This is a genomic window from Fodinibius sp. GM108 (assembly GCF_058386985.1).
The window spans coordinates 24,114-49,182 of the sequence record NZ_JBYEIR010000005.1; the positions used below are offsets into that span (position 1 = coordinate 24,114).

Below are 25,069 nucleotides of genomic sequence, written 5' to 3' on the forward strand. Positions count from 1 at the left end.
CCCATAAACTGAGAGGTATTTTACATGATAAGTATCTTGATATCTACCATTGATGAGCGGATAAATCAAGTAAAAGACGTCCTTTTAGAACCCCGTGAAGATGTTGAATATATTATATCTCATCAATACACAAGTGAGGAGTTTAAAGAGATACCTGAAGAACTTTTAAGAAAAGATGTGACTATTTCGCAGTTGAAAGGTCAAGGAGTCACCAGATCCAGAAATAATGCATTAACTCTGGCCAAAGGAAATATAGGGCTTTTTGCTGATGATGACGTGACATACCGCAATCACTATATTGATAAGGTCAAAAGAAAATTTCAGGATAATCCAGCCCTGGATATCGGTCTTTTTAAAATAAAAACCCAACCAGGAGAGCGAGAGTATAAGCGTTATCCAAATCATCAACAGAAGATAACAGGGAATGTATTTTCAGTTAGCAGTGTCGAAATAGCGTTTCGAATTAGCAGAGTTAAAACGGCAGGATTGACTTTTGATGAGCGTTTCGGGGCAGGGCATGACCTTTTGATTGGTTCTGAAGAAACAATATTTATAGAAGACTGTTTGGATAAAGGATTAAATGTTGTGTTTTTCCCTGAATATGTCGTTGAGCATCCTTATGACAGTACTATAAAATCAGTCCCAAAATTCGATAAAAGAAAAAATTGGATGACAGGCGCTTATGACTGCCGAAAAAATGGGAGTTTGGCCTTGCCCAAAGCTTTTCTGGGTACGCTGAAAATACTGCCTGAACTAATACAACATAAGGTAAATCCATTTACTTATTTTTATCACCGTATATCAGCTGTGATCTATATCTTATCGACAAGTAAAAAAAGTGATATTCCAGCCGAATTGGTTTTCGACCCATCTACTGATCGGAATCCAGATTCTAAAATTTCTGTATGGTAGCGGGTTCGATCTGCCTTTGCCGACTATTCCAACCGTTTGTTATCTCATCCCCAAGCTCCTGCGTGGGGATGTATTTATCTGTTTGGAAGAAAGTTTCTTCAGAAACGTTCCGAAGTTGGAGCTTCGGAACGAGGGGCAGCTAAGAGTTAAAGCCTGATTTAAAAAAAATACGATTAAAACGCTGTGTAACCTTTCTAGGAAGGGGAGTAAAATTTACCCACTGCAAATCTCTTCTATAGATTTAGAGCAGCATAAATAGTACTTATTATCTATCAGATAACCATTCTAAATTCTTATTGAGGATCTGGCACATTATTTGAAGTATAAAAAACTCCATTGATATAGTTGGTGGAACAAATAAAAAAGGCTACAAATTTAAAGGGAGAGTTTATGAAAGTTGTAATTCTTGCAGGAGGATATGGCACAAGGTTAAGTGAAGAGACTAGTGTTCGGCCTAAACCTATGGTTGAAATAGGTGAAAAGCCGATCCTGTGGCATATCATGAAAATCTATTCTCATTACGACATCAATGAGTTTATTATATGCTGCGGCTATAAGGGATACATGATCAAGGAGTATTTTTCAAATTATTTTCTTCATCGTTCCGATGTAACATTTGATCTGAAAAGTAATGAGATGCATACTCATCAAAATGATGTAGAGCCGTGGAAGGTTTCATTAATTGACACGGGAGACGGGACGATGACCGGGGGACGCCTAAAGCGCGTAAAAGATTATATAGGAGATGAAACCTTCTGTCTGACCTATGGGGATGGAGTTAGTAATATCAATATATCTCGCTTAATAGATTTCCACCGGGCGCAAAATACACTTGCTACTCTTACGGCGGTTCAGCCAGAAGGGCGTTTCGGTACATTTAAGTTGGGTTACGATGAACACACAATCAGTTCCTTCAAAGAGAAACCTAAGGAAGATAATGCCTGGATTAACGGAGGGTTTTTTGTGCTTGAACCTGAGATATTCAATTATATCGAAGGGGACGATACCGTATGGGAGCGGGAGCCTATGGAGCAATTGGCTAATAAGGGAGAACTAGCGGCCTATCGGCATCACGAATTCTGGCATCCCATGGATACCCTTCGTGATAAAAATCATCTGGAAGAAATTTGGAAATCAGAGGATTGTCCATGGCATGTCTGGGAAGACAAATCAGCGCATGACAAGGCAATTCACGTAGAATATTAATCGGTATAAGCAATGAGTAACTATATAATCATAGGTGGGGGGATTGTCGGACTTGCAACAGCTTACGCTATAAAAAAAGCAAGTCCGGAGTCGACTATTCAAATACTGGAAAAAGAGAACCAGGCAGCGCTACATCAAACGGGGCGTAACAGCGGGGTTATTCATTCAGGTATTTATTATAAACCCGGAAGTAAAAAAGCTTCGCTGACAACCCGTGGAAGAAATCGGATGATGGAGTTTTGCCATCAGAATGGTATTGAGTATGAACAGTGTGGCAAAGTGATTGTAGCCACTGACAAAGCCGAACTATCTTATCTGGACACATTGGCTGTACGGGGGCAAAAGAACGGGCTAAATGTTCGAAAAATATCGAAGGAAGAGCTAAAAGAGCGTGAGCCTTATGTAGATGCCATCGCTGCCCTTTATGTACCGGAATCGGGCATTGTGAGCTACGAAAAAGTGGCGAAAGTACTTGTTGAAAAGTTGAAGTACCTGGGAGTTGAAATCTTTTTTAATCAACATGTTACCGGCATTCATGAGGAGCAGGAGCGCTGCTATGTTGAAACAAAAAATTCTCAATTTGAGAGTGATTATGTAATAAACTGTGCAGGACTATACAGCGATATTCTGGCAGAAAATGCTGGTGTTGAGCTACAACATCGCATTGTGCCGTTCAGGGGCGAATATTATGAACTCAAAGAGGACCGACGCCACTTGGTGAAAAATTTGATCTATCCGGTGCCCAATCCCTCATTTCCTTTTCTGGGTGTACATTTTACCCGGATGATAGATGGCAGTATTCATGCCGGACCAAATGCAGTGCTGAGTCTTAAGCGAGAGGGGTATTCAAAATTTTCTTTTGATGTTTCTGAAGCGTGGGACTCTTTGAGTTATTCAGGCTTTTGGAATCTTGCTGCTCAACACTGGAAAGAAGGTTTCCGGGAACTTTACCGGTCATTCTCAAAGGCGGAATTTGTCAGAAGTTTGCAAAAAATCATCCCGGATGTAAAACCGCAAGATTTGGTACCATCCTCGTGTGGTGTACGAGCCCAGGCATTGAATCCGGATGGCAGCCTCGTGGATGATTTTCTTATCGAATATCACGGACGAAGTATCCATGTTTGCAATGCACCGTCTCCAGCGGCTACCGCCTCGCTCGAAATTGGGGATAAGATAGCTGAATATGTGATAGATCATAAATCTAACAAGGTATTGAGCGCATAAAAAGTACGTAACGAGAAAATAGCTAATACTATAACAGGAGAAATACTATGAAATTTAAGGAGACAAAACTGAATGATGCCTTTATCCTTGAACTGGAAAAACATGAAGATGAGCGCGGTTTTTTTGCCCGGGCTTATTGCGTGAATGAGTTCCGCGAAAAAGGAATCGAATTTCCGGTTGTTCAGGCAAATGTTTCATACAATCGATATAAACACACACTGCGGGGCATGCACTATCAGCAGCAGCCTCATGGAGAGGCAAAGCTGGTTCGCTGTACCCGTGGTGCTATTTTCGATGTTATCATAGATGTACGTCCCGACTCTTCAACTTATATGGAGTGGTTAGGGGTAGAGCTTACCGAGCAGAATTATCGTATGCTGTTTGTACCCGAAGGTTTTGCGCACGGTTTTATTACACTTGAGGATAAAACACAAGTAACCTATCAGGTTTCAGAGTTTTACACACCGGGTGCGGAAAGAGGTATTCGCTGGAATGATGAGGCTTTTAATATCAACTGGCCCGCAGAACCTGAAATTATCTCTGAAAAGGATAGCGCGTGGCCAGATTACAAGAAAGCTGTAAATGTCTGAGGATTTTAATTTCATAAAAAAGAGAGAGCAATTTCATGATTATAATAGATAAAGAACTGGAAAAATTAGAGAGAGCAAATAAACCAATAAAAGTTGGAATGGTGGGGGCCGGCTTTATGGGAAAAGGGATCGCTCTGCAGATTCAGACCGCCGCAAAAGGAATGGAGCTGGTTGCCATTTCCAACAGAACGGTTGAAAAAGCAACAAAAGCGTATAAAGAAGCTGGCGGTGAAAACATAGCAGAAGTGGGATCCCAAAACGAGCTTGATGAATCTATCAGACAGGGTACGCACTGTGTAACGGGCGATCCGTTTTTGTTATGCAATTCCGAAGAAATTGATGTCATCATAGAAGTTACCGGTGCGGTTCAGTTTAGTGCGGAGGTAGTGCTTACTGCAATCCGCAATAAAAAGCATGTGGTACTGATGAATGCGGAGCTTGACGGTACGGTTGGTCCAATTTTAAAGGTGTATGCCAACCAAAATGATGTGGTTATCACGAATGCTGATGGAGATCAGCCGGGCGTAATCATGAATCTGTATCGCTTTGTTAAAGGAATCGGAGTTAATCCGGTCTTATGTGGAAATATCAAGGGGTTGCATGATCCGTATCGAAATCCCACTACACAAGAAGACTTTGCGAAAAAATGGGGTCAAAAACCATCAATGGTTACCTCGTTTGCTGATGGCAGCAAAATATCATTTGAGCAGGCCATTGTGGCAAATGCAACAGGGATGAAAGTGGGCAAGAGAGGAATGTACGGTCCAACAGTAGAATCGGGCACACCGATCGAAGAAGCGATAAAGGAATATCCCGATGAGCTGCTGAATACGAAAACTGGTGTTGTTGATTACGTTGTGGGAGCCGTGCCGGGTCCGGGCGTGTTTGTCATTGGCACTCATGATCATCCGGAACAACAACACTACCTGCATTTATACAAGCTTGGTGAAGGTCCGTATTACTGTTTCTATACCCCGTATCACCTGTGCCACTTTGAAGTACCAAATACAGTGGCTCGTGCTGTATTATTCGGGGATGCTACGATTGCACCCGCAGGCCCGTTGCAGGTTGAGGTTGTGACAATCGCCAAAAAGGATTTGAAAAAGGGAGAGAAAATCGACGGAATTGGTCACTACATGACGTATGGCGTGTGTGAAAATGCTGAAGTAGCTCATTCCGAAAACCTACTGCCACTGGGTGTCGCCGAGGGATGTACCTTGAAACGTGATATCTCCAAGGATGAGGCGATATCATATGACGATGTAGAGGTACCTGAAGGACGATTAATTGATCAGCTGCGAAAAGAGCAGATGCAGCATTTTAGCGTGACTCAGGTTGTTTAGCCGGTGAGATACAGATAGATACCCAACTATTTTAAGAGAAGAGCGAAGAAGATCAATTATAAAATTTAGGTACTTGTCCGAAGGCTTAGATCACATATACCAAATAAATACAATTAATATATGGAGTAATATAAACAATGGTTCTAATAACACCCTGCTAAGAGATTGAGATCATATAACTTATGTATTCTAGAAATAATTTTATCTATATAATTTTACTTTCTTTGATATTTGTATATGGAATAGCGGTAGGTCGTTACCAAATATTTCCCTACCAACAGCTTCAATATGTCGAGGGTTGGATCACGGGTGATGACATGGGTCCGGAAAACGTTGACATTATAGAAACATCTTTGCATCGAATTCTTATCAATGAGTTCCCAGTAGAGGAAGATTATTCTCCTGAAGTACATAACAAGGGAGGGGCTCTCACCTCGATAGACAGTTTGATATACGTCTCCAGTAACAGGAATGATCGAAAAAAAGATGAACTGGTACTTATAAACACGAAAACTTATCAGCGTATTGACGTTGACGGGCTTTCTGTGCCTATGAATTATCATGAGCTTTTAGACTCATCAATAATGGATATAGAGGTTTTCGATCTCTTCAAATTTCGCGTAAATGGCCTCTATATTGAAAAGAAAGACCATGACGAGCATTCACTATTTGTTACTCATCATGAGTATCATCCAGACAGGCGATGTATCACATTTAGCTTAAGTCGAGTGGGGCTTACCTTTGGTAAATCAGTAGCTAAAGTTTCCCGGGATTGGGAAACCATTTTCAGGGCTTCTCCATGTATATATCCTGAAGAAGATAAGCACGGTAATGATGGCGAAATGGCCGGTGGCCCAATGATCAATTATGATGAAGATCGTCTGCTGGTTTCGGTAGGTAATTTTCACAGGGATGGAGTGAACCATGAGTCATTGCCAATGGATACATCAAGCACCTTTGGTAAGCTCATACTGCTGGACAAAAAAAGCGGAGAGCATTCCATTTTCGCAAAAGGGTTACGAAATACCCAGGGAGTATTTAAGGACGCTGACAACAACATCTGGGCAACGGATCACGGTCCCCAGGGAGGAGATGAGCTAAATCTGATTAGGAAAGATCGGAATTATGGATGGCCTCAAGTAACTTATGGGATACACTACGGTAACAGGGAATGGCCGTTAAATGAAGAACAGGGTAGACATAATGATTATGTGAAACCGGTAGTTGCCTGGGTACCGTCGATTGCTACGTCCGATCTGATACGGTTGGATCAAACAACCAAATTTCCTCTCTGGAAGAAGGATTTAATTGTAGGATCATTGGGAGACAAAAGTTTGCACCGGGTAAGGTTGAATGAGGAGAACCACGCGGCTTATATAGAAAGAATAGAGATCGGATATCGAATCAGAGCCCTCACTTTACTTGAGGATCAAACGCCGGTGCTTCTTACAGACACTGGACTGCTTTTAATTCTTGATGACGGTGGACCGGTCTATGAAGAGATGGGACCTGTGGTTGAAACCCGAATCAAGGCTCTGGAAAGCTATGACCAGTTGTGGCAAAACTCTCAGAGTGATGACTTTAGCAGGAATAAATATTTGACAGCAGAGACTATATTTATTCAGAAATGTTCAAGTTGTCATAATATGAACAAAGTTCATGGGGTGGGACCGCACCTGGAGAACATTTTTGATCGGGAAGTAGGCAGTAATGAGGATTTCAACTACTCTACGGCCCTTGCCTCGGCGGATACAGTATGGAGCCCAGAGCTGTTTAAAGATTTTTTACTGCAGAGGTCGTCAATTGCTTCCAATACTTCGATGCCAGATATAGATTTATCTGAATCTGAAGTAGACAGTATCATTCATTACATACAAAAATGAAATCAAGTCATTGACAGATATCCTCCAAAGAGAGATGATAAATAATTATAAAAAAATGCTAGCTAAATGAATAAGAACAATCTGGAGAGAGCTGCTACATATGAAAATGGAAAGCCTGATTCCCCGCTTGTATATGGTAAAGTAACAAATTGGTTATATGAGGGCTTCGAAAGGTACCGAGCCGAAACCGTATTACGTTTTGGGGATAAAAAGCTAAGCTATGATCAGTTGGATAAACGAACGAATAAAGTGGCCAATTACTTAAAGAGCCAGGGTGTGGAACGTGGCGATCGCGTGGGCCTGTGTCTTGACCGATCCATAGAAATGATTATCTGTTTAATCGGGATATTAAAAGCAGGAGCCGCCTACGTTCCGCTCGATCCAAACTATCCCAGGGAGAGACTTGAGATAATGAGAGAAGATGCCCAGCTAAGTTTATTGCTGGCGCACCGCACCTTTTCTGAACTCTTTGAGGAAAATAGGGCACAAGTCAAATATTGGGAAGATGTAACCAATGAAATAGAACAGTGTTCTAACATAAATCCGGATGTGAAAATTGCCCCGGAAGATGTTGCTTATGTAATTTTTACTTCGGGATCAACCGGCCGGCCCAAAGGTATTGCGATGCCGCATAGGGCATTGGCAAATCTGATCGAATGGCAGCTGGAGCGTCCATATTTTAACAAAGAGGCTCGGGTTATTCAATACTCCAGTATTAGCTTCGACGTATCGTTTCAGGAAATTGCTACCACTATTGCATCAGGAGGGACACTCTTTTTAATTGATGATGAAGAGCGGCGCGACCCCAGAATTTTGCTTGAATTTCTAAATGAGAATGAGATAGAGCGGCTTTTTATACCATTTGTAGCTCTGCGAAGCCTGGTTGAGGTAGCAAATACGCAAAACCGGTTACCGACAACACTCAAAGAAGTCATAACGGCCGGTGAGCAGCTTCGTGTTGATGATGGTTTACGATCATTCTTTTCTGAATTGCCCGAAGCAATTCTGGAAAATCAATATGGACCGTCAGAGACACATGTAATTTCTGCTTATCTCTTGGTTGAAAATCCTGAAGAGTGGGCCGATCTGCCTCCTATAGGCAAGGCTATCAAAAATAACAGCATCTATATTATGGATAAGGATAGGAATATTGTCCCGGATGGAGAACGGGGTGAATTATATCTGTCTGGCATAAATGTGGCGCATGGTTATTTGGGGAGAGAAAATTTGACTAAAGAGTCATTTATTAACAGATACGATTCGTTGGGCAATCGGCAAATTCTGTATAAAACGGGTGATCTGGGTTTTTATAATGAAGAAGGCGATGTTGAGTTTTTAGGTCGGGCCGACCATCAGATAAAAATACGCGGCTATCGTATTGAGCCTGGAGAAATTAACAGTGTCGGTGCTGAATATCCTGGCATAGCTCAGTGTTTAACGCATACTGTTGACGGTGAAGGGAAGAGTACAAAGCTGGTAACCTATTATCTTACGCAGGATGGTGCCGACGTAAAAGAAGTGGAATTTAAAACATATCTGAAAGAAACCTTGCCGGAATATATGGTGCCGGCTTATATCGTGAAGTTGAAGGAGATCCCGTATACTCCAAGTGGGAAAGTAGATTTAAAATCACTGCCAGAACCTGATAAACAGATAGCAGTTGATCGGGAAAAAAGAGACGTAACATATCGGACAAAAACAGAAATAGAGCTGGCTGAAATTTGGTGTAATCTACTGGATTTGGAGGCCGCTCCACGTAAGATCAGTTTCTTTGATTTGGGGGGTGATTCCCTAAATGCCGTTACTTTATTTATGAAGATAGAGGAGCAGTTCGACAAATATTTACCACTATCAACAATAACACAAGCTCCCACACTTAAGGAACTTGCTAAAGTTATCGACGGCAGTAACAAAGATCTCGATCTCAGCAGATTTCGATCGCTGCAATTAATTCAACAGGGAAGTCTAGACAAGGCCCCACTCTTTTTGGTGCATGGCGGAGCCGGCAATGTTTTAATGTTCAAAGATTTGGCGAAAGGGTTACCCGATGACCAACCTGTCTATGCATTTCAGTGGCCTGGTTGGGATGGCTATAAAGGGCAAGATGATATCATGGAAATGGCAAAATTCTATAAGAACGAACTTCGTGAGGCTTGGCCAACGGGGCCGTATCGACTGGGTGGGCACTGCATAGGTGGAATTATTGCTATTGAATTAGCCAAGCTGCTTAGAGCCGAAGGCGCGGAGGTTTTGGATCCGATAATGGTTTCAGACTCTCCTAATTTGCATGCAACAAGTTACCGGGCTGAAGAACCTGAGTCATCAGAAAGAGATATTGAAAAATTCGAGGCGTTTGTTGAAGAATTGGATCAGCAAATTGCCGAAAATGGAGGAAGTTCATCTCGTTTGAAATCTCAAAAGAAAAACGTGCAGAGAAATGACTATTCAATTCGACGTTTTCCTTTGTTAGCTAAATATATGCCTTTTTACTTTGTTTTGGGAGGTTTGTATTTCAAGATTCAGGACAAGCTCCAGCTGATGAGAATTCATCTGCTCAAAAATCTGTCTCTTAAAATTCCGGTCAGGGATCGAGAACGCTACTGTTTACTTTCACAGTTATCAGCGATCAAAAAACATCATAAAACCGTTTATGACGGAGACGTTCTGTATTTTAAATCAGAAGTAGTTCGTGGACAGAAAATGGGTCTCCGGGGCTGGTGGGAAGATACCTTTTTTGGCTTTGAGGAATTGTGCTCGGGAACGTTTGATGCTCATGTGATTGGTGGAGGGCATAACGATCTCTTAAATAAAAATCGCACGCATCAAATTATAAGAGAAAGAATGTTTAAGCTGGATGAATGATACAAATGATCTGGTAGGGCTTATCCCTGCAGCGGGATATGCCAAGCGGGTTGAAGGATTACCTTGTAGTAAAGAAATATATCCGATCATACATCCGGATGGAAGTTCGGCTGTGGCATCTTCTTACTTGATAGAGAGCTTAAAATTTGCAGGTGCCAAGCACGCATATTTAATCCTGCGGGAAGGCAAATGGGACATTCCCGAATATTTTAAAAATGGATCAAAAGAAGATCTGCCTATTGCTCATATCGTTACTGAAGCTACCGAAGGTGTGCCCCAGACACTTGATAAAGCGTATCCGTTTATACAGTCAAACAGAGTATTATTTGGTTTCCCGGATATACTTTTCAAGCCAAAGAATGCTTTTGTATCTCTTCTTGAAAAACAAAAAGCAACCGAAGCTGACCTGGTGTTGGGTTTGTTCAGGGCAGATTATCCCCAAAAAATGGATATGGTGGATCGTAATATAGAGCGAAAGAGCGTGAAGGATATTATTATTAAACCGGAGCAAACGTCATTGACTCATACCTGGATTATAGCAGTATGGACGTCTTCATTCACTCGTTTTCTGCATAAATACCTCGAGGAATATAGTAAACGATCTCCGAATGGAAGGGAACTGTATATTGGTGATGTTTTCAGAGAAGCTATGAAAAAGGGCCTTACATCAGCTTATGTTGAATTTGATGAGGGAGTCTTTATCGATATAGGTACTCCTGAAGATTTAGCAAAAGTAAATTCTCTGAAGTGGCTTGATTAATATCCAAGAGCTTTTATGCTTCTAGATATTTTTAAAAGATCTGTTCAAATCAATTATAAAAAAGGTGAAAAAATACTCGTCTTTTTGATCAGTAATTATTACCCAACAGTAAAAAAAATATACACAGCTTTTTAAAGCGTATGAGATAGAGCAGAAAATATCATATTCATATGCTCATTAGACTCTGATAAAGCCTTAGATAAACTTAATAATTAGGTGGCATAATTATTGAATTTCTATAAGTACATAATAAGCTATCGCAGTTTCAAAAGTTAACCTCAATATTTGCCTCACTAAACCACTAACATTAATTCTTAATCAACTAACAGTAAAGCAGCAGATAATAGTGATGTTCTACTGACAAAGCTTACGGGTAAATTTAATTTAAACATCGGGGACAAATGAAAAAGCTATTAATTTATGGATGTGGATATCCATCCATTACAAGTTTGATTTCGTATTTAAACAGGAGAGAAAAGGAATGGGAAATTATCGGTTATCTTGATGATCATAAATATGGAGAGGAGGAAGAATATATGGGATATCCGATAGTGGGGGACGAGAGCTTTATAGAAAGTTATGTGAATGAAGGTTACTACTTTTTTAATAATGTGGCTTCATCACCGGATAATATAGAGACTGTGGCAAAGAAATTATCAAAGCACAATGCGAATATTTGTACTTTTATTTTTCCTGAACCACCAAATGTGGACGTGCATACAATTACTGTTGGGGAGGGTACACTCATATCACCAGAGGTTATCGTCGGTGGGGGAGCTGTATTCGGTAAAAATGTTATTGTAAGACAGCAAGCTATTGTGAGTCACGATTGTCAGATAGGTGATTATTGCTTTATTGGTCCAAATGCAGGCGTAATGGGCAGAGTAACTGTCGGAGACAAAACTTTTATTGGTGCAAAAGCTTTGATCAGAGAAAATACAACCATTGGTAAAAATTGTGTAATTGGCATGGGAGCAGTAGTAACAAAAGATGTTCCGGATAATACCACGGTGGTTGGTAATCCTGCCAAGCCAATTGTAAAAAGTACCAATGGTAAAGAGAAAGTTCATTCATAAGAAAGTAGAAACAAGTAAGAGAGAGTAACAGAATGCAAAAAAAAATTGCGATTTCACAGTCAAACTATATTCCATGGAAAGGATACTTCGATTTTATCAATAAGGTGGATGAATTTATACTGTATGATGAGGCACAGTATACCAAAGGAGACTGGCGGAACAGGAATAGAATAAAGACTCCCCATGGCTTGAAATGGCTTACTATTCCCGTTACAGGTAGTATAGAGGATAGTATTAACGAAGTAGAGGTGGCTGATCACGACTGGAATACCACGCATTGGAAAACAATACGCCACATGTATGGTAATGCACCTCATTTTGATTATTACGCTCCTGAATTTGAGAAGCTTTACGAAGAAGCAACGTTTGACAGGCTGAGTCTTATTAATCGTCATTTTCTGGAGGCTATAAAAAAAATGTTGGGGATTACCACTCCATTACGCTGGAGCTCTGAATACGATGCGCAGGGAAACAGATCAGAACGCTTACTATCGATCTGCAAGCAAGCAGATGCCGATGTTTATGTTTCTGGGCCTACGGCTAAAGAGTATTTGGATACTGATTTATTTGAAGATGAAGGTATCGAGGTAGAGTGGATGAACTACCAGGGATATGAAGAATATCCCCAGTTATATGGTGATTTTGAACACAGCGTTTCAATAATTGACTTACTGTTTAACAAGGGAAAAGACACTGCTGAATATATGAAATTAAAGGAAATAGAGCTTGTATGAACTCCCCCAAAATTTTGCACATAGCGAAGGATGAGAAATTTATAAATGCTGCACATTATTTGTTTGAAGAGGCATTTCCGGGAGAAAATAAATTTGTCATAATAAAGCCTCCGGCCGATCCACCGAATAGATATCTCAATGAGCAGTTATTAGATCACGCCCAGTTTTTAATAAGATCACCCGAAGCGGTTCAAAAACTTGTTTATAAAAGTACCAGGTATCGCGTGATTATATTACATGGACTGGATGACTTTAAAGGTAGTATATTTTTGAAATCACCCAATAAGGAACGTTTTGTGACTATGGTTTTTGGGGCAGAAATTTATAATCGCAAACTGCTTGGTGATAAATTGTTTGGACCGAAATCGGAAAAGTTAAAGGAGAAAATTGATAAAACGACAGTCACCGACTTGCTGAAGGATTTGTATCGTAGCATAGCATATCGAAATTACGATAAAATAGAGAGAGTAAATATGAGAGAGGTATTTTATAAAATGGATGTTTTCGGGTCATTACCCAGCCTCTCACATCAAAGATATATTGAAGAAGGTCTTTATAATCCCTCAATAAAAAAAATTCCTTTTACTTATTATCCGCTCGAGTTCATTATAAAAGATGAAAGTCGGCGAATAACTGGTTCTGACATCCTTTTAGGAAATTCAGCGCAACCGACAAATAATCATTTGGAAGCATTCGATATCTTAAAAAAACTTGATCTAGAGGATAAGAAAATACATGCACCCCTCAGCTATGGTTACCCGAAATATAGAAGAGCTGTTGTTTCGGAGGGCAAAAAGATATGGCCGCAAAAGTTTAATCCCATAACTACTTTTTTACCACTTGAAGAGTATAACGAGATTATTAGAAATTGCGGTTTTGTCATTATGAATCACTATAGACCCCAGGCAATAGGCAATATTATCGCCTCACTTTATTTGGGAGCTAAAGTATTTTTAAATAATACACAAGCCTATGAATATTTTCGTGATTTGGGGTGTCATATTTATTCCATTGAGAGAGATCTGATGTTAAGTGATGCTTTGCAACCACTTACGGAAGAACAGGTAAATCATAATCGAGAGGTATTGAAAAATGAGCTTTCTGAATCGGTCTTAATTCGTGGAATGCAAAGAGCATTTAGCAATATTTTTGGATTCCCCGGAGAACGGGAGCAGGTTGTTTAGTAATATTTAATTTTGCAAAAAGGGGAGAGAATTATGAAGGGAATTATTCTGGCCGGTGGATCCGGCACTCGATTATATCCGGTTACAAAGTCGATATCGAAACAGCTTATGCCTATCTATGATAAGCCGATGATTTATTATCCACTGTCGGTGCAAATGTTAGCTGGAATAAGAGAGATTCTGATTATTACCACGCCACAGGATAATGAAAATTTCAAACGTCTATTGGGAGATGGTAGTGACTGGGGAATTGACATAAGTTATGATATTCAGCCACGGCCGGAAGGACTTGCCCAGGCATTTATTATTGGTGAAGATTTTATAGGTGACAGTAGTGTAAGTCTCATTTTGGGTGATAATATTTTTTATGGACATGGTTTTCGGCCAATGTTACAAAATCTGATTCCCGATTTTAGCGGGGCTACTGTTTTTGGCTATCGCGTGAGCGATCCCGAGCGTTTTGGCGTAGTGGAAGTGGATGAGTGCGACAGAGCCCTCAGTATTCAGGAAAAACCTGATAATCCAAGAAGTAACATTGCTGTTACCGGTCTCTATTTTTATGACAACCGAGTAATTGACTTTGCCAAACAGGTAGAACCTTCTGAAAGAGGTGAACTGGAAATCACTGACGTTAATCGAAAATATCTGGAACTTGGTGAATTACAGGTACAAACACTGGGCAGAGGTTTTGCCTGGTTAGATACAGGTACCCATGAGGCTATGCAAAAAGCTTCTCAATTTGTGGAAACTATAGAGCAGCGACAGGGTCTGAAGATAGCTTGTCCCGAAGAAATTGCCTGGAGAAAAGGTTGGATCGGAGATGATCAATTGTTGAACCTTGCAGATGATTTAAGTAAAAACGGATATGGAGAATACCTTCGCTCATTGCTATTAGAAAAAGACTTAACGAGCTCCAAAAAGAATTAGAACTTTATACCAAAGAGAGAACCGTATGATTCCATTTAATAAACCTTATATGACGGGTAAAGAGACCCACTATATCTATGAGGCTGCTGGGTCGGGAAAACTATCGGGAAATGGAGATTTTACGAAAAAATGCCAGCAATTTTTTGAGGAGCGATATGGCTTTAAAAAAGCATTGCTTACCACATCATGTACCGATGCGCTGGAGATGTGTGCAATACTTGCAGGGATTAAACCGGGAGATGAAGTTATTGTACCGTCTTATACTTTTGTCTCTACGGCGTTGGCTTTTGCCAGGCAAGGTGCAAAAATCGTATTTGTCGATAGCCGATCCGATCATCCTAATATGGACGAAAATGATCTTGAGAGTTTGATAACACCAAAAACAAAAGCGATTGTTCCTGTACACTATGCGGGTACTGCCTGTGATATGGATAAAATTATGGAGCTGGCTGATTTTTATGACCTTTGGGTTATAGAAGATGCAGCACAGGGGATAGAATCAACATACAAGGGACGTCCGTTAGGCAGTATTGGTCATTTGGCAGCGTTCTCTTTTCACGAGACCAAGAATATTAATGCCGGAGAAGGTGGACTGTTGGCTATTAATGATCCCCGTTTTATCGATCGGGCCGAGATTGTCTGGGAAAAAGGGACGAATCGAGCTGACTTTTACAGGGGAGAGGTTAGTAAATATCAATGGGTGGATACCGGTTCTTCTTTTCTTCCCTCAGAGATTACGGCTGCATTTTTATGGGCGCAGCTTGAGGATATAGACTCAATACAACAACGGAGAGAACAGATATGGAATACTTATCACAATCAACTGGAAAGCTGGGCAAACTTTTATCAGGTACAACATCCTGCAATACCTGAATATGCCACAAATAATGGTCACTTGTATTATTTGTGTTTTGAGGATCTACATCAGCGAAACCATGTTCAGAAAAAGCTTAAGGAACAAAATATACAAGCAGTACCACACTATGTTTGTTTACATAATAGCAAATATTGCCGCAACCATCCGGATTATGAAAAGCAGACGCTGCCTATGAGTGAATACTATACTAATTGTTTGCTGCGCTTACCGTTTTTTTATGAACTCACCCAAAGTCAACAAAATAAGATAATTGATACGCTGAAAAATATTTCACTACCCGAAAGATCAGCTGATGCTAAAAAAGTGTATCAGTTATAAATAGGAAAAAAAATTATTTTAAAGTTCACGTGTAAAATTAATAAGACCAGTGTAAATATTTCTCATTAGAAGACTTGAAGTAAAATAAAATGCAGATGATGGCTCATTTGGAACGATAAACGGGTCAAATACACTGGCATGTTTTTTGAACGTTAATATTGGGCAAGTAACATCTAAAAAAAGAGAGAGGCGAAGGAAATTATATGAAAATTTTAGTTACAGGAGCTGCAGGTTTTATTGGATTTCATCTTGTAAAACGTTTAACTGCAGGCGATGATGAAATCGTTGGTCTCGATAATATTAATGACTACTATTCCACCGATCTAAAATATGATCGATTGGCAGAGTTGGGAATTTTAAAACAATCGATCGAAGAGGATAAAATTGTTGCGAGTTCTACAAACAAGAATCTCCGTTTCATTAAAACAGATCTTGAAAATAAATCCATTATTGATGATCTGTTTGCTGAAGAAAATTTCGATGTGGTGATAAATCTTGCAGCACAGGCTGGTGTTCGTTATAGCCTCAAGGATCCCTACCGATATATTGATAGCAATATTACGGGATTTTTAAATCTGCTTGAAGGGGCGCGTCATCACTCGTTGAAACATTTGATTTATGCTTCATCCAGTTCTGTTTATGGAGCCAATACGAATATGCCTTTCTCTACAGATGATAACGTAGATCATCCGATGAGTCTCTATGCCGCCAGTAAGAAATCTAACGAGTTAATGGCACATACTTACTCAAATTTATTTGATATCCCAACAACCGGACTGCGATTTTTTACAGTGTACGGGCCATGGGGACGACCGGATATGGCACTGTTTTTATTTGCTGAAGCAATGTTAAAGGATAAGCCGATTAAGGTTTTCAATTATGGGGATATGGAGCGCGATTTCACGTACATTGATGATATTATAGAAGGGATTAAGCGTTTAATTCCGAAGCCACCATCTCCGAATGATGATTGGTCGGGTGATAATCCGGATCCATCTACAAGTTTTGCTCCTTATCGTATTTTCAATATCGGTAATAGCAGTCCTGTTGATTTAATGGATTTTATTAGCGAGATCGAGAAACAGCTGGATACCAAAGCCAAAAAGAAAATGCTGCCTATGCAGCCGGGTGATGTCCAAAAAACCTGGGCCGATGTAGATGATCTGTTTGAGTATATCGACTTCAGGCCGCAGGTGGGGGTAGAGGAAGGCATAAAGAACTTTATCGATTGGTATAAGAGTTATTATGCTACTACTGATAAAGTAAAGCCTGTCTTGCAGGAATAACTATCTGATGGATAGAATCAGTTTGTGATTAAAAATTAATGAAGTTGTTATAGATTTTTGAATTGCTCCTGCGAAGGAATAGAAGCTGCCAACCGTCAGCTAACAGTTTACAAACCGATTTTGCTGCTTATCTCATTCCCAAGCTCCAGCTTGGGAATGTAATTAATCCTTTTCGAGGCAGAGAGCTTCTGAACGAGAGAAAATTCAGAATAATAACGAGTCTCATATAATGCTGATTTATTTATGACTTCATTAAGTTCGCTGAGCACTTAGTAACAAAATCTTATCAATTTTGAAGGGGGGATCATTATGGGAAGATGTGTACTAGCAATTACCATTATATTAGCGTTAACTGCGACCGCCGCCTTAGGACAAGTTGCCCGGAATATCGTTAACAATGTACATTCAGACATTGCTATGCATTTTGATGGTGAACCTATTCTACAGCACAATGGTCCTGTTGCAGAAAAAACGTTTCACGATGGAGAACCATATTACTTAGCGGAAGTCAAACTTCAGGAATCAGAACGAACTTTCCGCGAAAAGTTCATTCAGGTGCTCAACAACCTTTATTCCAATTCTTGTGTAGAATTTGAAAATGACTGGTATCATCCAATGAGCGGCGTACTCGGTGCTAGTTTAGAGTGGCAATTTGATGATGAGGAGTACCTGCTGAAGATGAGGTATGACAAGGAGCATGGAATCTTACAACTAATTACCTGGAAACTATAAGCAAAAGTTATCATTAGAATAGATGTATCTCATCTTCAAGCTGTGGGTGTGAAAATATAGATAGCCCAAGTGTTAACGCTTGGGCTATTGTAATACTGTAACTTGATTACCCGAAATAGTGGTGATAGGCATATATAATAATTGCCAGACCAAGGAAATTTAAGATGCTGATGGGCAACAAGCGTTTCCAGCCCAACTTCATCACCTGATTATACTTAAATCGCGGAATCGTCCAGCGTACCCAGATGAAAAAGAAACCAAAGAACACGGTCTTAAGAACAAACACTGAAACATCCAGTACCGCTTTTGCCGTTGCACCCATTTCCGGCAACCAAAGTCCGGCAAAAGGCAGGTGATATCCACCGAAGAAAAAGGTGGTTATTAACATACTGCCGATTACAACATGCATATATTCAGCTAAGAAAAACATGCCGAACTTCATACCACTGTATTCGGTATGAAAGCCGCCAACCAACTCGTGTTCGGCTTCAGGCAGATCAAATGGTGCTCTATTGGCTTCAGCGAAAGCAGTAACTACAAAAATGACAGCGGCTATGGGGTTACGGATAATATTCCACCATACTTCCTGGGAATTCACCACATCAATCAGGCTAAGTGAGCCGGCAAACAAAATACATGAGGCTATCGCCATACCCATAGGCAATTCATAACTAATCATTTGAGCGGCGGCCCGTAATCCTCCCAGCAGTGAGTATTTGCTGTTGGATGCCCATCCACCCAGGGTTACTCCATACACCCCTAACGAGTTAACAGCCAAAATATAAAGTACGCCAGCATTAATATCGGTAGCATATAATCCGTCACCGAAGGGAATAACTGCCACCGTCATTAATGCAGTAACAACCGGAATCATCGGCGCAATAGCATGAATCGTTTTAAATCCCCGTGCTGGTGTTACATCTTCTTTCATCAACAGTTTAACGACATCGGCTAGGGGTTGTAAAAGACCGAAGGGGCCAACACGATTGGGACCAAGCCGATTTTGGATAAAAGCGGCAACACGCCGTTCAGCATAAACTGCTATCGCTGCAGAATTAAGCAGCATAAACATGGCTATTCCTAAAACAATATATGAGGTAGTAGTTACGGGCTCCATTGAAATTATTTATTTACGCTTTTACTTCTTCTTGTTCGATAGGCAGTTGAACACCTTGCTTCTCATCCATCCGTTCGTATGTAACATTTGCCAGCACTTCTATCTGATCGCTAACATCTGCAAGAACTTCCCGAGAATGATTGTAATGGAAGTTGAGACCTAACCTGGAACCAAGTTTATTTAAGAACTCCCAGACAGGCAGGCAATCAATTTTATTTTCATCACTCACCCAGTTATCGAAATTAGTACCGTAACGATCCAGTCGTCCTTCCGACATCTCCAGGTTCAGCCGGCGATTTGTGTATTTGGTTTCTTTGGCCGGGAACGAGCGCTGAATACGTCCATCCACATTAACATAGCTTGCAGCATGTTCTGCTACGCATGTGATCGGGATGACCAAGTCAGAAGCCTGGGTCGTATCACTGTAATTTGTTGCGAGTGAAATGACATATGGTACTTTCAAATCATTGGCAGTAAGCACATCTCGGCCTATCAAGTCATCAGCCAAGATAATGACAACTTTTGCATTTTGTACTTGGGATTTGATTGTTGCCTCGTCAGCTTCATTCAGACCAAGAACACGGCAACCATTTGTATTTGGTGCTTGGTCATCTGTAAGCAGAAAATCATCGCCGTACCCTGGAATGATATGAGTCGTAAAGCTTGCATTGGAGGCGCCCAGTAGATTAAAGAACTTGTTAACTGCATAATTCTCTTCTACCGATGCATGCGGACTGCCAAAAATGGCAATATCCTGTGGGTCATTTTCTTCTATAACTTCCCCAAATGTTTGGATAGCGTTGTTCCAAGAAGTGTTTGTATGATTGTTGCCATCCAACTTAATAGAAGGGCGGGAAACGCGATTGTCATTGAACAACGTGTATGCTTCGCGCCCGACATCCGGCATCCAATAATCGTTGACTGCCTCGTTTTGTCGTGGTGTGATGCGCAGCACTTCGTTATCTCTCGTCCACAGATCAATGTTGCAGCCTTTTCCGTTGGTGATATCAATACTTGGTGTTTGGTTCATCTCCCATACGCGAGCTTTGAAACGGAAATCACTGGAAGTAAGGGCTCCGACTGGGCAGATGTCAACGGTATTCAGTGAATATGGATCGTCAAACTCTTCGCCCGGTGCTGTCATCGGGTAATTCTTATCACCACGTGATACAATCGTCAGTTGATGTGTTTCACTAATTTCTTCGGTAAAGCGCACACAGCGAGTACAGTTAATGCAACGTTCTGCATCCATAGTTACCCGCGGGCCGAGTTCTACGCGTTTTGGTTTGTGCACCTTTTTAACTTCAAAACGGCTGCCTTCGGGTCCATATTTATACGTTTGGATCTGAAGGGGACATTCACCGGCTTGATCGCAGATAGGACAGTCGAGCGGGTGATTAGCCAGAATAAACTCCAAGTTGTCTTTCTGTACCCGTTCAATTTCTTCGGAGGTTTCCTGTGTGTGGACAACCATTCCATCCTGCAGTTTTGTGGAGCAGGATGTCTGAGGTTTTGGGAACCAGCGTATTTTTCGCTCTCCCTGTTCATCCAGTTCATATTCACCTGTTTCCTGATCTTTAACCGGAGTTCCAACCTTCACCATGCATTGCCGGCAGTTTGCCGGAATAGACATAGAAGGATGATAACAGAAGAACGGGACCTCCAGTCCATGATCCAGCATAAACTGGAGCAGCATGTGTTCTCCTTCATATTCGTAGCGTTTACCGTCTATAAATACTTCTGGCATATTCTTTAAATATCAAATTGCAAATTTCAAATAAGAAACAATTTGTAATTAGTCGTTTATTGTAATTTAAGCAACCGCATGCGCTGACTTTTTGCACTTTGCTTCAAATTCATCTCTGAAACGGTTGATAGTGTGACGAACCGGCCATACAGCAGCATCGGCAAGGGCACATATAGTTCGGCCCTCCATCTGCGTACCGACATCAAGGAGAAGGTCGAGATCCTTCATTTCTCCTTCACCGTTTTTAATTTTAAGCAAAATCTTTTCGAGCCATCCGGTACCATCGCGGCAGGGAGTACACTGTCCACATGATTCATGATGATAGAAGTGGGCAATTCTCCAGAGCACATCTACCATATCAGTATCTTCATCCATCACAACCAGACCAGCAGTACCCATCATCGATCCGGCGTCTTTCAGTGAATCAGAGTTCATCGTTACACCTTCTAACTGATCGGCGCGCAATACCGGTGTCGAGGAACCGCCCGGGATAACGGCTTTGAGATCTTTACCGCCGCGTACTCCACCGGCAACATCGTTAATCAAATCGAGCACCGGGACACCGGAAGGATATTCATATACTCCCGGCTGATTAACATGACCGGAAATACCGTATAAAATGGGCCCCGGATGATCTTCCGCACCAATATCGCTGAACCAGTCTGCTCCGTTGTTGATTACCAGCGGTACGTTGGCCAGCGTTTCAATATTGTTAATCGTAGTCGGACGTCCCCACAATCCTTTTTGAGCAGGGAAGGGAGGTTTGGTCCGCGGATAACCGCGCTTGCCTTCCAGCGATTCTAGCATGGCCGTTTCTTCTCCACAGATATAAGCTCCGGCGCCATACGTTGTTGTCAGCTCAATACTGATATCAGTACCTAAAATATCTTCACCAAGATAGCCTTTGTCATAAGCTTCAGCCACTGCATCTTCGAACATCTCTACCCACGAAATATACTCTCCGCGGATGTAAACATAGATTGTGTCCACCGTCATTGCATAAGCCGCAATAATGGCCCCTTCAATAAACAAGTGCGGATTAAATTCAAAGATTTTTCGGTCCTTAAATGTACCCGGCTCCGATTCATCGCCGTTGCAAGCCAGGTAGCGCGGACCGCCATCTGGTTCGGGCATGAAGCTCCACTTGAGCCCGGCGTTAAAACCGGCCCCGCCACGACCACGGATATTGGCCTGCTTCACCTCATTGATAACGCTTTTCTTCGACCATGTATCCTGGTCATTAAAGATTTTCTTTAGTGCTTCATAGCCGCCGTTTTCCTCATATACCTCAATATCTTGCAGGTTAGGAATATCAGGAATAAGCAGCGGTTCGTATGATTTCCAGTCTTGAGCCATTATTCTGCGGCAGCTTGATTTCGTTTTTCCAGTTGCGGCATCGCCATCGATTCAAACTCTGGCTTGTTGCCGTTCTTCAAATTCTCAATAAGTTTATCAACTTTCTCTTTCGTCAAATTATTTACGTACACGCCATTGGTGACTTGTAACATAGGAGCGTAGCCACAAGCTCCGAGACATTCAACCTCCTGAATACTGAACAAACCATCATCCGTTGTTTCGCCGGCTTTAACGCCCAGCTTTTCTTCGAGGTGGTGTAAGATATCGTACCCTCCGCAAAGCTGACAGCTGAGGCAAGTACATACATCGAGCACAAATTTGCCTTTTTCCTCTTTATAATATTGTGTGTAAAAACTGGCTACTCCGTGTACATGTGAGGCCGGCACATCAAGCGTGCGCGCAACTAACTTCTGCACCTCTGGTTTTACATGGCCGTATTTCCTTTGAGCAACCCATAACACCATCAGTGTAGCCGCTTTGGCCGTGGGAAACTTGGCCTTGATATCTTCAATTTCCTTTAGTTCTTCGTCTGTGAATGACAATTCAGCCATTTGAATACTTTATATAATGTTTGCGAATCGTTGACTAATCAAAGTTGACTTCAACAATTCAATAATTCAGTAAATTATTTGTCGGAATCTCCCATAACAGGATCAACGCCACCAATCATAACAACGGTATCGGCTACCATTTCGCCGTCCAGCATCTCCTCAAGTGCCTGTAAGTTGGCATAAGAGGGTGACTTAATACCAAGTCGCCATGGATGCCCTGTTCCATCACTTTGGATGAAGAAGCCTAATTCTCCTTTAGGTGCTTCAATAGAGCAGAAAGATTCGGCACCTTCCGGAGGACAAATTCCAATGTCTGTCATCATAAAGTCGTGGATCATTCCCTCCATCGAATAATAAACTTCATCTTTTGAGGGGTAGGCCTGCTTGGCATTGTCAGCCCTGACAGGACCTTTGGGCAGTTTATCCAAACACTGTCGGATGATGCGAATACTTTCATGCATCTCTTCCATCCGTACATAATAGCGGGCCAGGTTATCGCCCTCCATTCGCGTCGGAATCTGAAATTCCACCTCATCATATCGGGCGTAAGGGGCAAAATCACGAATGTCATAGGCATATCCCGATCCGCGAAGGGTAGGGCCCGTAGCACCAATCTCAAGCGCACGCTCGGTTGGCAGAACACCCACTTCACGATTACGATCAAAGAAGATACGATTGCGATCTAACAGGCCGTGGAAATCTTTAAGTTCTTGCGGAAAGCTATTTACAAAATCTTTGATCATTGCAATAGCGTCATCGGTAAGATCATTTGCTACGCCACCAATACGGGCGTGCGAAATTGTAAACCGGTGTCCGCCGATATGATCAAAAATATCGTACAATTTTTCCCTTTCCCGGAAAGCCCATAAGAAAAAAGAAACAGCCCCGGCATCTTGCACCAGCGTTCCAAGCCAGAGCAAGTGTGACGAAATACGAGCCAGCTCTGCTCCGATCATCCTTATATAATGAGCCCGCTCTGGTACTTCAACATTTGCAATTTTTTCAACGGCCGTGCAAAAGGCAACATTATTACTGTACGGAGAGAGGTAATCAAAACGATCAGTATAGGGCATAAACTCCTGATACGTTTTGTTTTCGGCAATCTTCTCGACGCCTCTGTGCAGATAGCCGATATCCAGCTTTGCCTTTTCAATCTGCTCTCCGTTCAGCTGTAAAATGAGCCGCAATACCCCGTGTGTAGCAGGGTGCTGGGGTCCCATATTCAACACCATTTTCGTTTCTAACGGATCCTCATCATCAAGTATCTCGACCGTAGTGTGTTTATCTTCCAGGGCGTCATAAATAGCCTGCTGGTGTTCCTTAAAGAATTTAGGATCAACGTTATCTTTAATATGTTTTTTATCCATAGAAAAAACTTATTCGGGATCAGGAGTAGAACTCGGTAATTCGATAGAACCGGGAATACCCAGTAAAGGAAACTCTTTTCGCAATGGGTGATATTCAAAGTCTTCGGGCATATAAATACGGCGCAGATCTGGATGGTTGGTGAATGTAACGCCAAACATATCATAGACCTGACGCTCATGCCAGTTAGCATTATCCCATACCTGAGTAACAGAATCTACCGTGGGATCTTGCTCTTCCAGCCAGACTTTGAGAAAAAGTCGATCACGATGTCGCAGGCAAACCAGATTATAGATTACTTCAAAACGTTGATCAGATGTAAACCGGTCTGCCCCCAGAATATCTGTGAGATATATATAATGATAGTCCTCTTTCAACGCTCTGGCGACATCTATAATATGATCCGGTTCAATCCGGATAAAAGTATCACCCGAGGACTGATAAACATCAACGACGGCTTCGGAATAATCCGAAGTCAGCCCATCAACAACATTCTGTAGAGTATCTGATAAATCTAATTCCATAATTACGTATCAAGCGTTACGGAGTGTTCAGTACGAATTTTATCCTGAATTTTCATAAGGGCATGAAGTAGGGCCTCGGGGCGCGGCGGGCAGCCCGAAATGTATGCATCCACAGGCAAAAAGTTGTCGCAACCCTGCACTACACCGTAGCTACGATGCATACCGCCGGTTGAAGCACAAGCTCCTACTGCAATGCACCACTTAGGATCGGGCATTTGATCCCAGATACGACGTACAGCGTGAGACATTTTGTAGTTCACCCATCCGGCTACGATCATCACATCACTTTGACGAGGTGAAAACCGCATAACTTCTGAACCGAAACGCGCAGCATCATATTTAGGGCCTGCAAAAGCCATAAATTCAATAGCGCAACATGCCAATCCCATCGGCATAGGCCAGGCGGCATTGGATCTTGCCCAGTTCGTTACAGCATCAATTTTTGTAGTAAAATATCCTTTACCAAGAGAATTTTCGATACCCATAATACTATAG

General features: G+C 41.6%; 22 protein-coding genes. 15 read left to right on the forward strand and 7 right to left on the reverse strand.

Annotated features, from left to right (window positions below):
- Positions 1-24: 24 nt before the first annotated feature.
- The 15 genes from ACT3ID_RS10260 to ACT3ID_RS10330 all read left to right on the forward strand — a co-directional run bounded on the left by ACT3ID_RS10260 (position 25) and on the right by ACT3ID_RS10330 (position 17,914).
- Positions 25-912, forward strand: coding sequence for a glycosyltransferase (locus ACT3ID_RS10260; RefSeq protein ID WP_491541936.1), 888 nt, complete (start codon positions 25-27; stop codon positions 910-912).
- A 390-nt stretch (positions 913-1,302) separates the two neighbouring features.
- Entirely contained in the window at positions 1,303-2,118 is an 816-nt protein-coding gene (gene rfbF, locus ACT3ID_RS10265; RefSeq protein WP_491541937.1) for a glucose-1-phosphate cytidylyltransferase, read from the forward strand.
- A 12-nt stretch (positions 2,119-2,130) separates the two neighbouring features.
- Positions 2,131-3,342 carry an L-2-hydroxyglutarate oxidase gene (lhgO, locus tag ACT3ID_RS10270; RefSeq protein ID WP_491541938.1) on the forward strand — a complete coding sequence of 404 codons (1,212 nt, stop codon included), beginning with the start codon at positions 2,131-2,133 and terminating at the stop codon, positions 3,340-3,342.
- Positions 3,343-3,389: 47 nt separating this feature from the next.
- Positions 3,390-3,932: a dTDP-4-dehydrorhamnose 3,5-epimerase gene (gene rfbC, locus ACT3ID_RS10275; protein ID WP_491541939.1), complete on the forward strand. Its 543-nt coding sequence runs from the start codon at positions 3,390-3,392 to the stop codon at positions 3,930-3,932.
- A gap of 35 nt (positions 3,933-3,967) precedes the next feature.
- The gene (locus tag ACT3ID_RS10280; protein WP_491541940.1) at positions 3,968-5,275 is read left to right on the forward strand and encodes an NAD(P)H-dependent oxidoreductase; all 1,308 of its coding nucleotides are present in this window, start codon (positions 3,968-3,970) and stop codon (positions 5,273-5,275) included.
- 224 nt (positions 5,276-5,499) lie between these two features.
- Complete coding sequence (locus tag ACT3ID_RS10285) at positions 5,500-7,158, forward strand: PQQ-dependent sugar dehydrogenase (protein WP_491541941.1); 1,659 nt, start codon at positions 5,500-5,502, stop codon at positions 7,156-7,158.
- 66 nt (positions 7,159-7,224) lie between these two features.
- Positions 7,225-10,020, forward strand: coding sequence for an amino acid adenylation domain-containing protein (locus tag ACT3ID_RS10290; RefSeq protein ID WP_491541942.1), 2,796 nt, complete (start codon positions 7,225-7,227; stop codon positions 10,018-10,020).
- Positions 10,013-10,780, forward strand: a complete 768-nt coding sequence (locus ACT3ID_RS10295) for a nucleotidyltransferase family protein (protein WP_491541943.1) — start codon at positions 10,013-10,015, stop codon at positions 10,778-10,780. The genes ACT3ID_RS10290 and ACT3ID_RS10295 overlap by 8 nt, the downstream gene beginning before the upstream one ends.
- 401 nt (positions 10,781-11,181) lie before the next feature.
- Complete coding sequence (locus ACT3ID_RS10300; protein WP_491541944.1) at positions 11,182-11,856, forward strand: NeuD/PglB/VioB family sugar acetyltransferase; 675 nt, start codon at positions 11,182-11,184, stop codon at positions 11,854-11,856.
- Positions 11,857-11,888: 32 nt separating this feature from the next.
- A complete protein-coding gene (locus ACT3ID_RS10305) occupies positions 11,889-12,590 on the forward strand; it encodes a WbqC family protein (protein WP_491541945.1) in 702 nt (233 codons plus the stop codon).
- Positions 12,587-13,774 carry a TDP-N-acetylfucosamine:lipid II N-acetylfucosaminyltransferase family protein gene (locus tag ACT3ID_RS10310; RefSeq protein WP_491541946.1) on the forward strand — a complete coding sequence of 396 codons (1,188 nt, stop codon included), beginning with the start codon at positions 12,587-12,589 and terminating at the stop codon, positions 13,772-13,774. The genes ACT3ID_RS10305 and ACT3ID_RS10310 overlap by 4 nt, the downstream gene beginning before the upstream one ends.
- 33 nt (positions 13,775-13,807) lie before the next feature.
- Entirely contained in the window at positions 13,808-14,701 is an 894-nt protein-coding gene (rfbA, locus tag ACT3ID_RS10315) for a glucose-1-phosphate thymidylyltransferase RfbA (protein WP_491541947.1), read from the forward strand.
- 25 nt (positions 14,702-14,726) lie between these two features.
- Positions 14,727-15,896, forward strand: a complete 1,170-nt coding sequence (rffA, locus tag ACT3ID_RS10320) for a dTDP-4-amino-4,6-dideoxygalactose transaminase (RefSeq protein WP_491541948.1) — start codon at positions 14,727-14,729, stop codon at positions 15,894-15,896.
- Positions 15,897-16,099: 203 nt separating this feature from the next.
- The gene (locus ACT3ID_RS10325) at positions 16,100-17,182 is read left to right on the forward strand and encodes an NAD-dependent epimerase (RefSeq protein ID WP_491541949.1); all 1,083 of its coding nucleotides are present in this window, start codon (positions 16,100-16,102) and stop codon (positions 17,180-17,182) included.
- 309 nt (positions 17,183-17,491) lie between these two features.
- Positions 17,492-17,914 carry a hypothetical protein gene (locus ACT3ID_RS10330; protein ID WP_491541950.1) on the forward strand — a complete coding sequence of 141 codons (423 nt, stop codon included), beginning with the start codon at positions 17,492-17,494 and terminating at the stop codon, positions 17,912-17,914.
- A 106-nt stretch (positions 17,915-18,020) separates the two neighbouring features.
- On the opposite strand, the gene nuoH is transcribed toward ACT3ID_RS10330, so the two are convergent.
- The 7 genes from nuoH to ACT3ID_RS10365 all read right to left on the reverse strand — a co-directional run bounded on the left by nuoH (position 18,021) and on the right by ACT3ID_RS10365 (position 25,059).
- A complete protein-coding gene (gene nuoH, locus ACT3ID_RS10335) occupies positions 18,021-19,031 on the reverse strand; it encodes an NADH-quinone oxidoreductase subunit NuoH (RefSeq protein ID WP_491541951.1) in 1,011 nt (336 codons plus the stop codon).
- 13 nt (positions 19,032-19,044) lie between these two features.
- A complete protein-coding gene (locus ACT3ID_RS10340) occupies positions 19,045-20,778 on the reverse strand; it encodes an NADH-quinone oxidoreductase subunit G (protein WP_491541952.1) in 1,734 nt (577 codons plus the stop codon).
- A 66-nt stretch (positions 20,779-20,844) separates the two neighbouring features.
- Entirely contained in the window at positions 20,845-22,134 is a 1,290-nt protein-coding gene (gene nuoF, locus ACT3ID_RS10345; RefSeq protein WP_491541953.1) for an NADH-quinone oxidoreductase subunit NuoF, read from the reverse strand.
- The gene (locus tag ACT3ID_RS10350; RefSeq protein WP_491541954.1) at positions 22,134-22,685 is read right to left on the reverse strand and encodes an NADH-quinone oxidoreductase subunit NuoE family protein; all 552 of its coding nucleotides are present in this window, start codon (positions 22,683-22,685) and stop codon (positions 22,134-22,136) included. Before ACT3ID_RS10350 ends, nuoF begins: the two co-directional genes overlap by 1 nt.
- Before the next feature lie 74 nt (positions 22,686-22,759).
- Complete coding sequence (gene nuoD, locus ACT3ID_RS10355; protein ID WP_491541955.1) at positions 22,760-24,052, reverse strand: NADH dehydrogenase (quinone) subunit D; 1,293 nt, start codon at positions 24,050-24,052, stop codon at positions 22,760-22,762.
- Between the two features lie 9 nt (positions 24,053-24,061).
- Positions 24,062-24,574 carry an NADH-quinone oxidoreductase subunit C gene (locus tag ACT3ID_RS10360; RefSeq protein ID WP_491541956.1) on the reverse strand — a complete coding sequence of 171 codons (513 nt, stop codon included), beginning with the start codon at positions 24,572-24,574 and terminating at the stop codon, positions 24,062-24,064.
- 2 nt (positions 24,575-24,576) lie between these two features.
- Complete coding sequence (locus tag ACT3ID_RS10365) at positions 24,577-25,059, reverse strand: NADH-quinone oxidoreductase subunit B (protein WP_491541957.1); 483 nt, start codon at positions 25,057-25,059, stop codon at positions 24,577-24,579.
- Positions 25,060-25,069 lie beyond the last annotated feature (10 nt).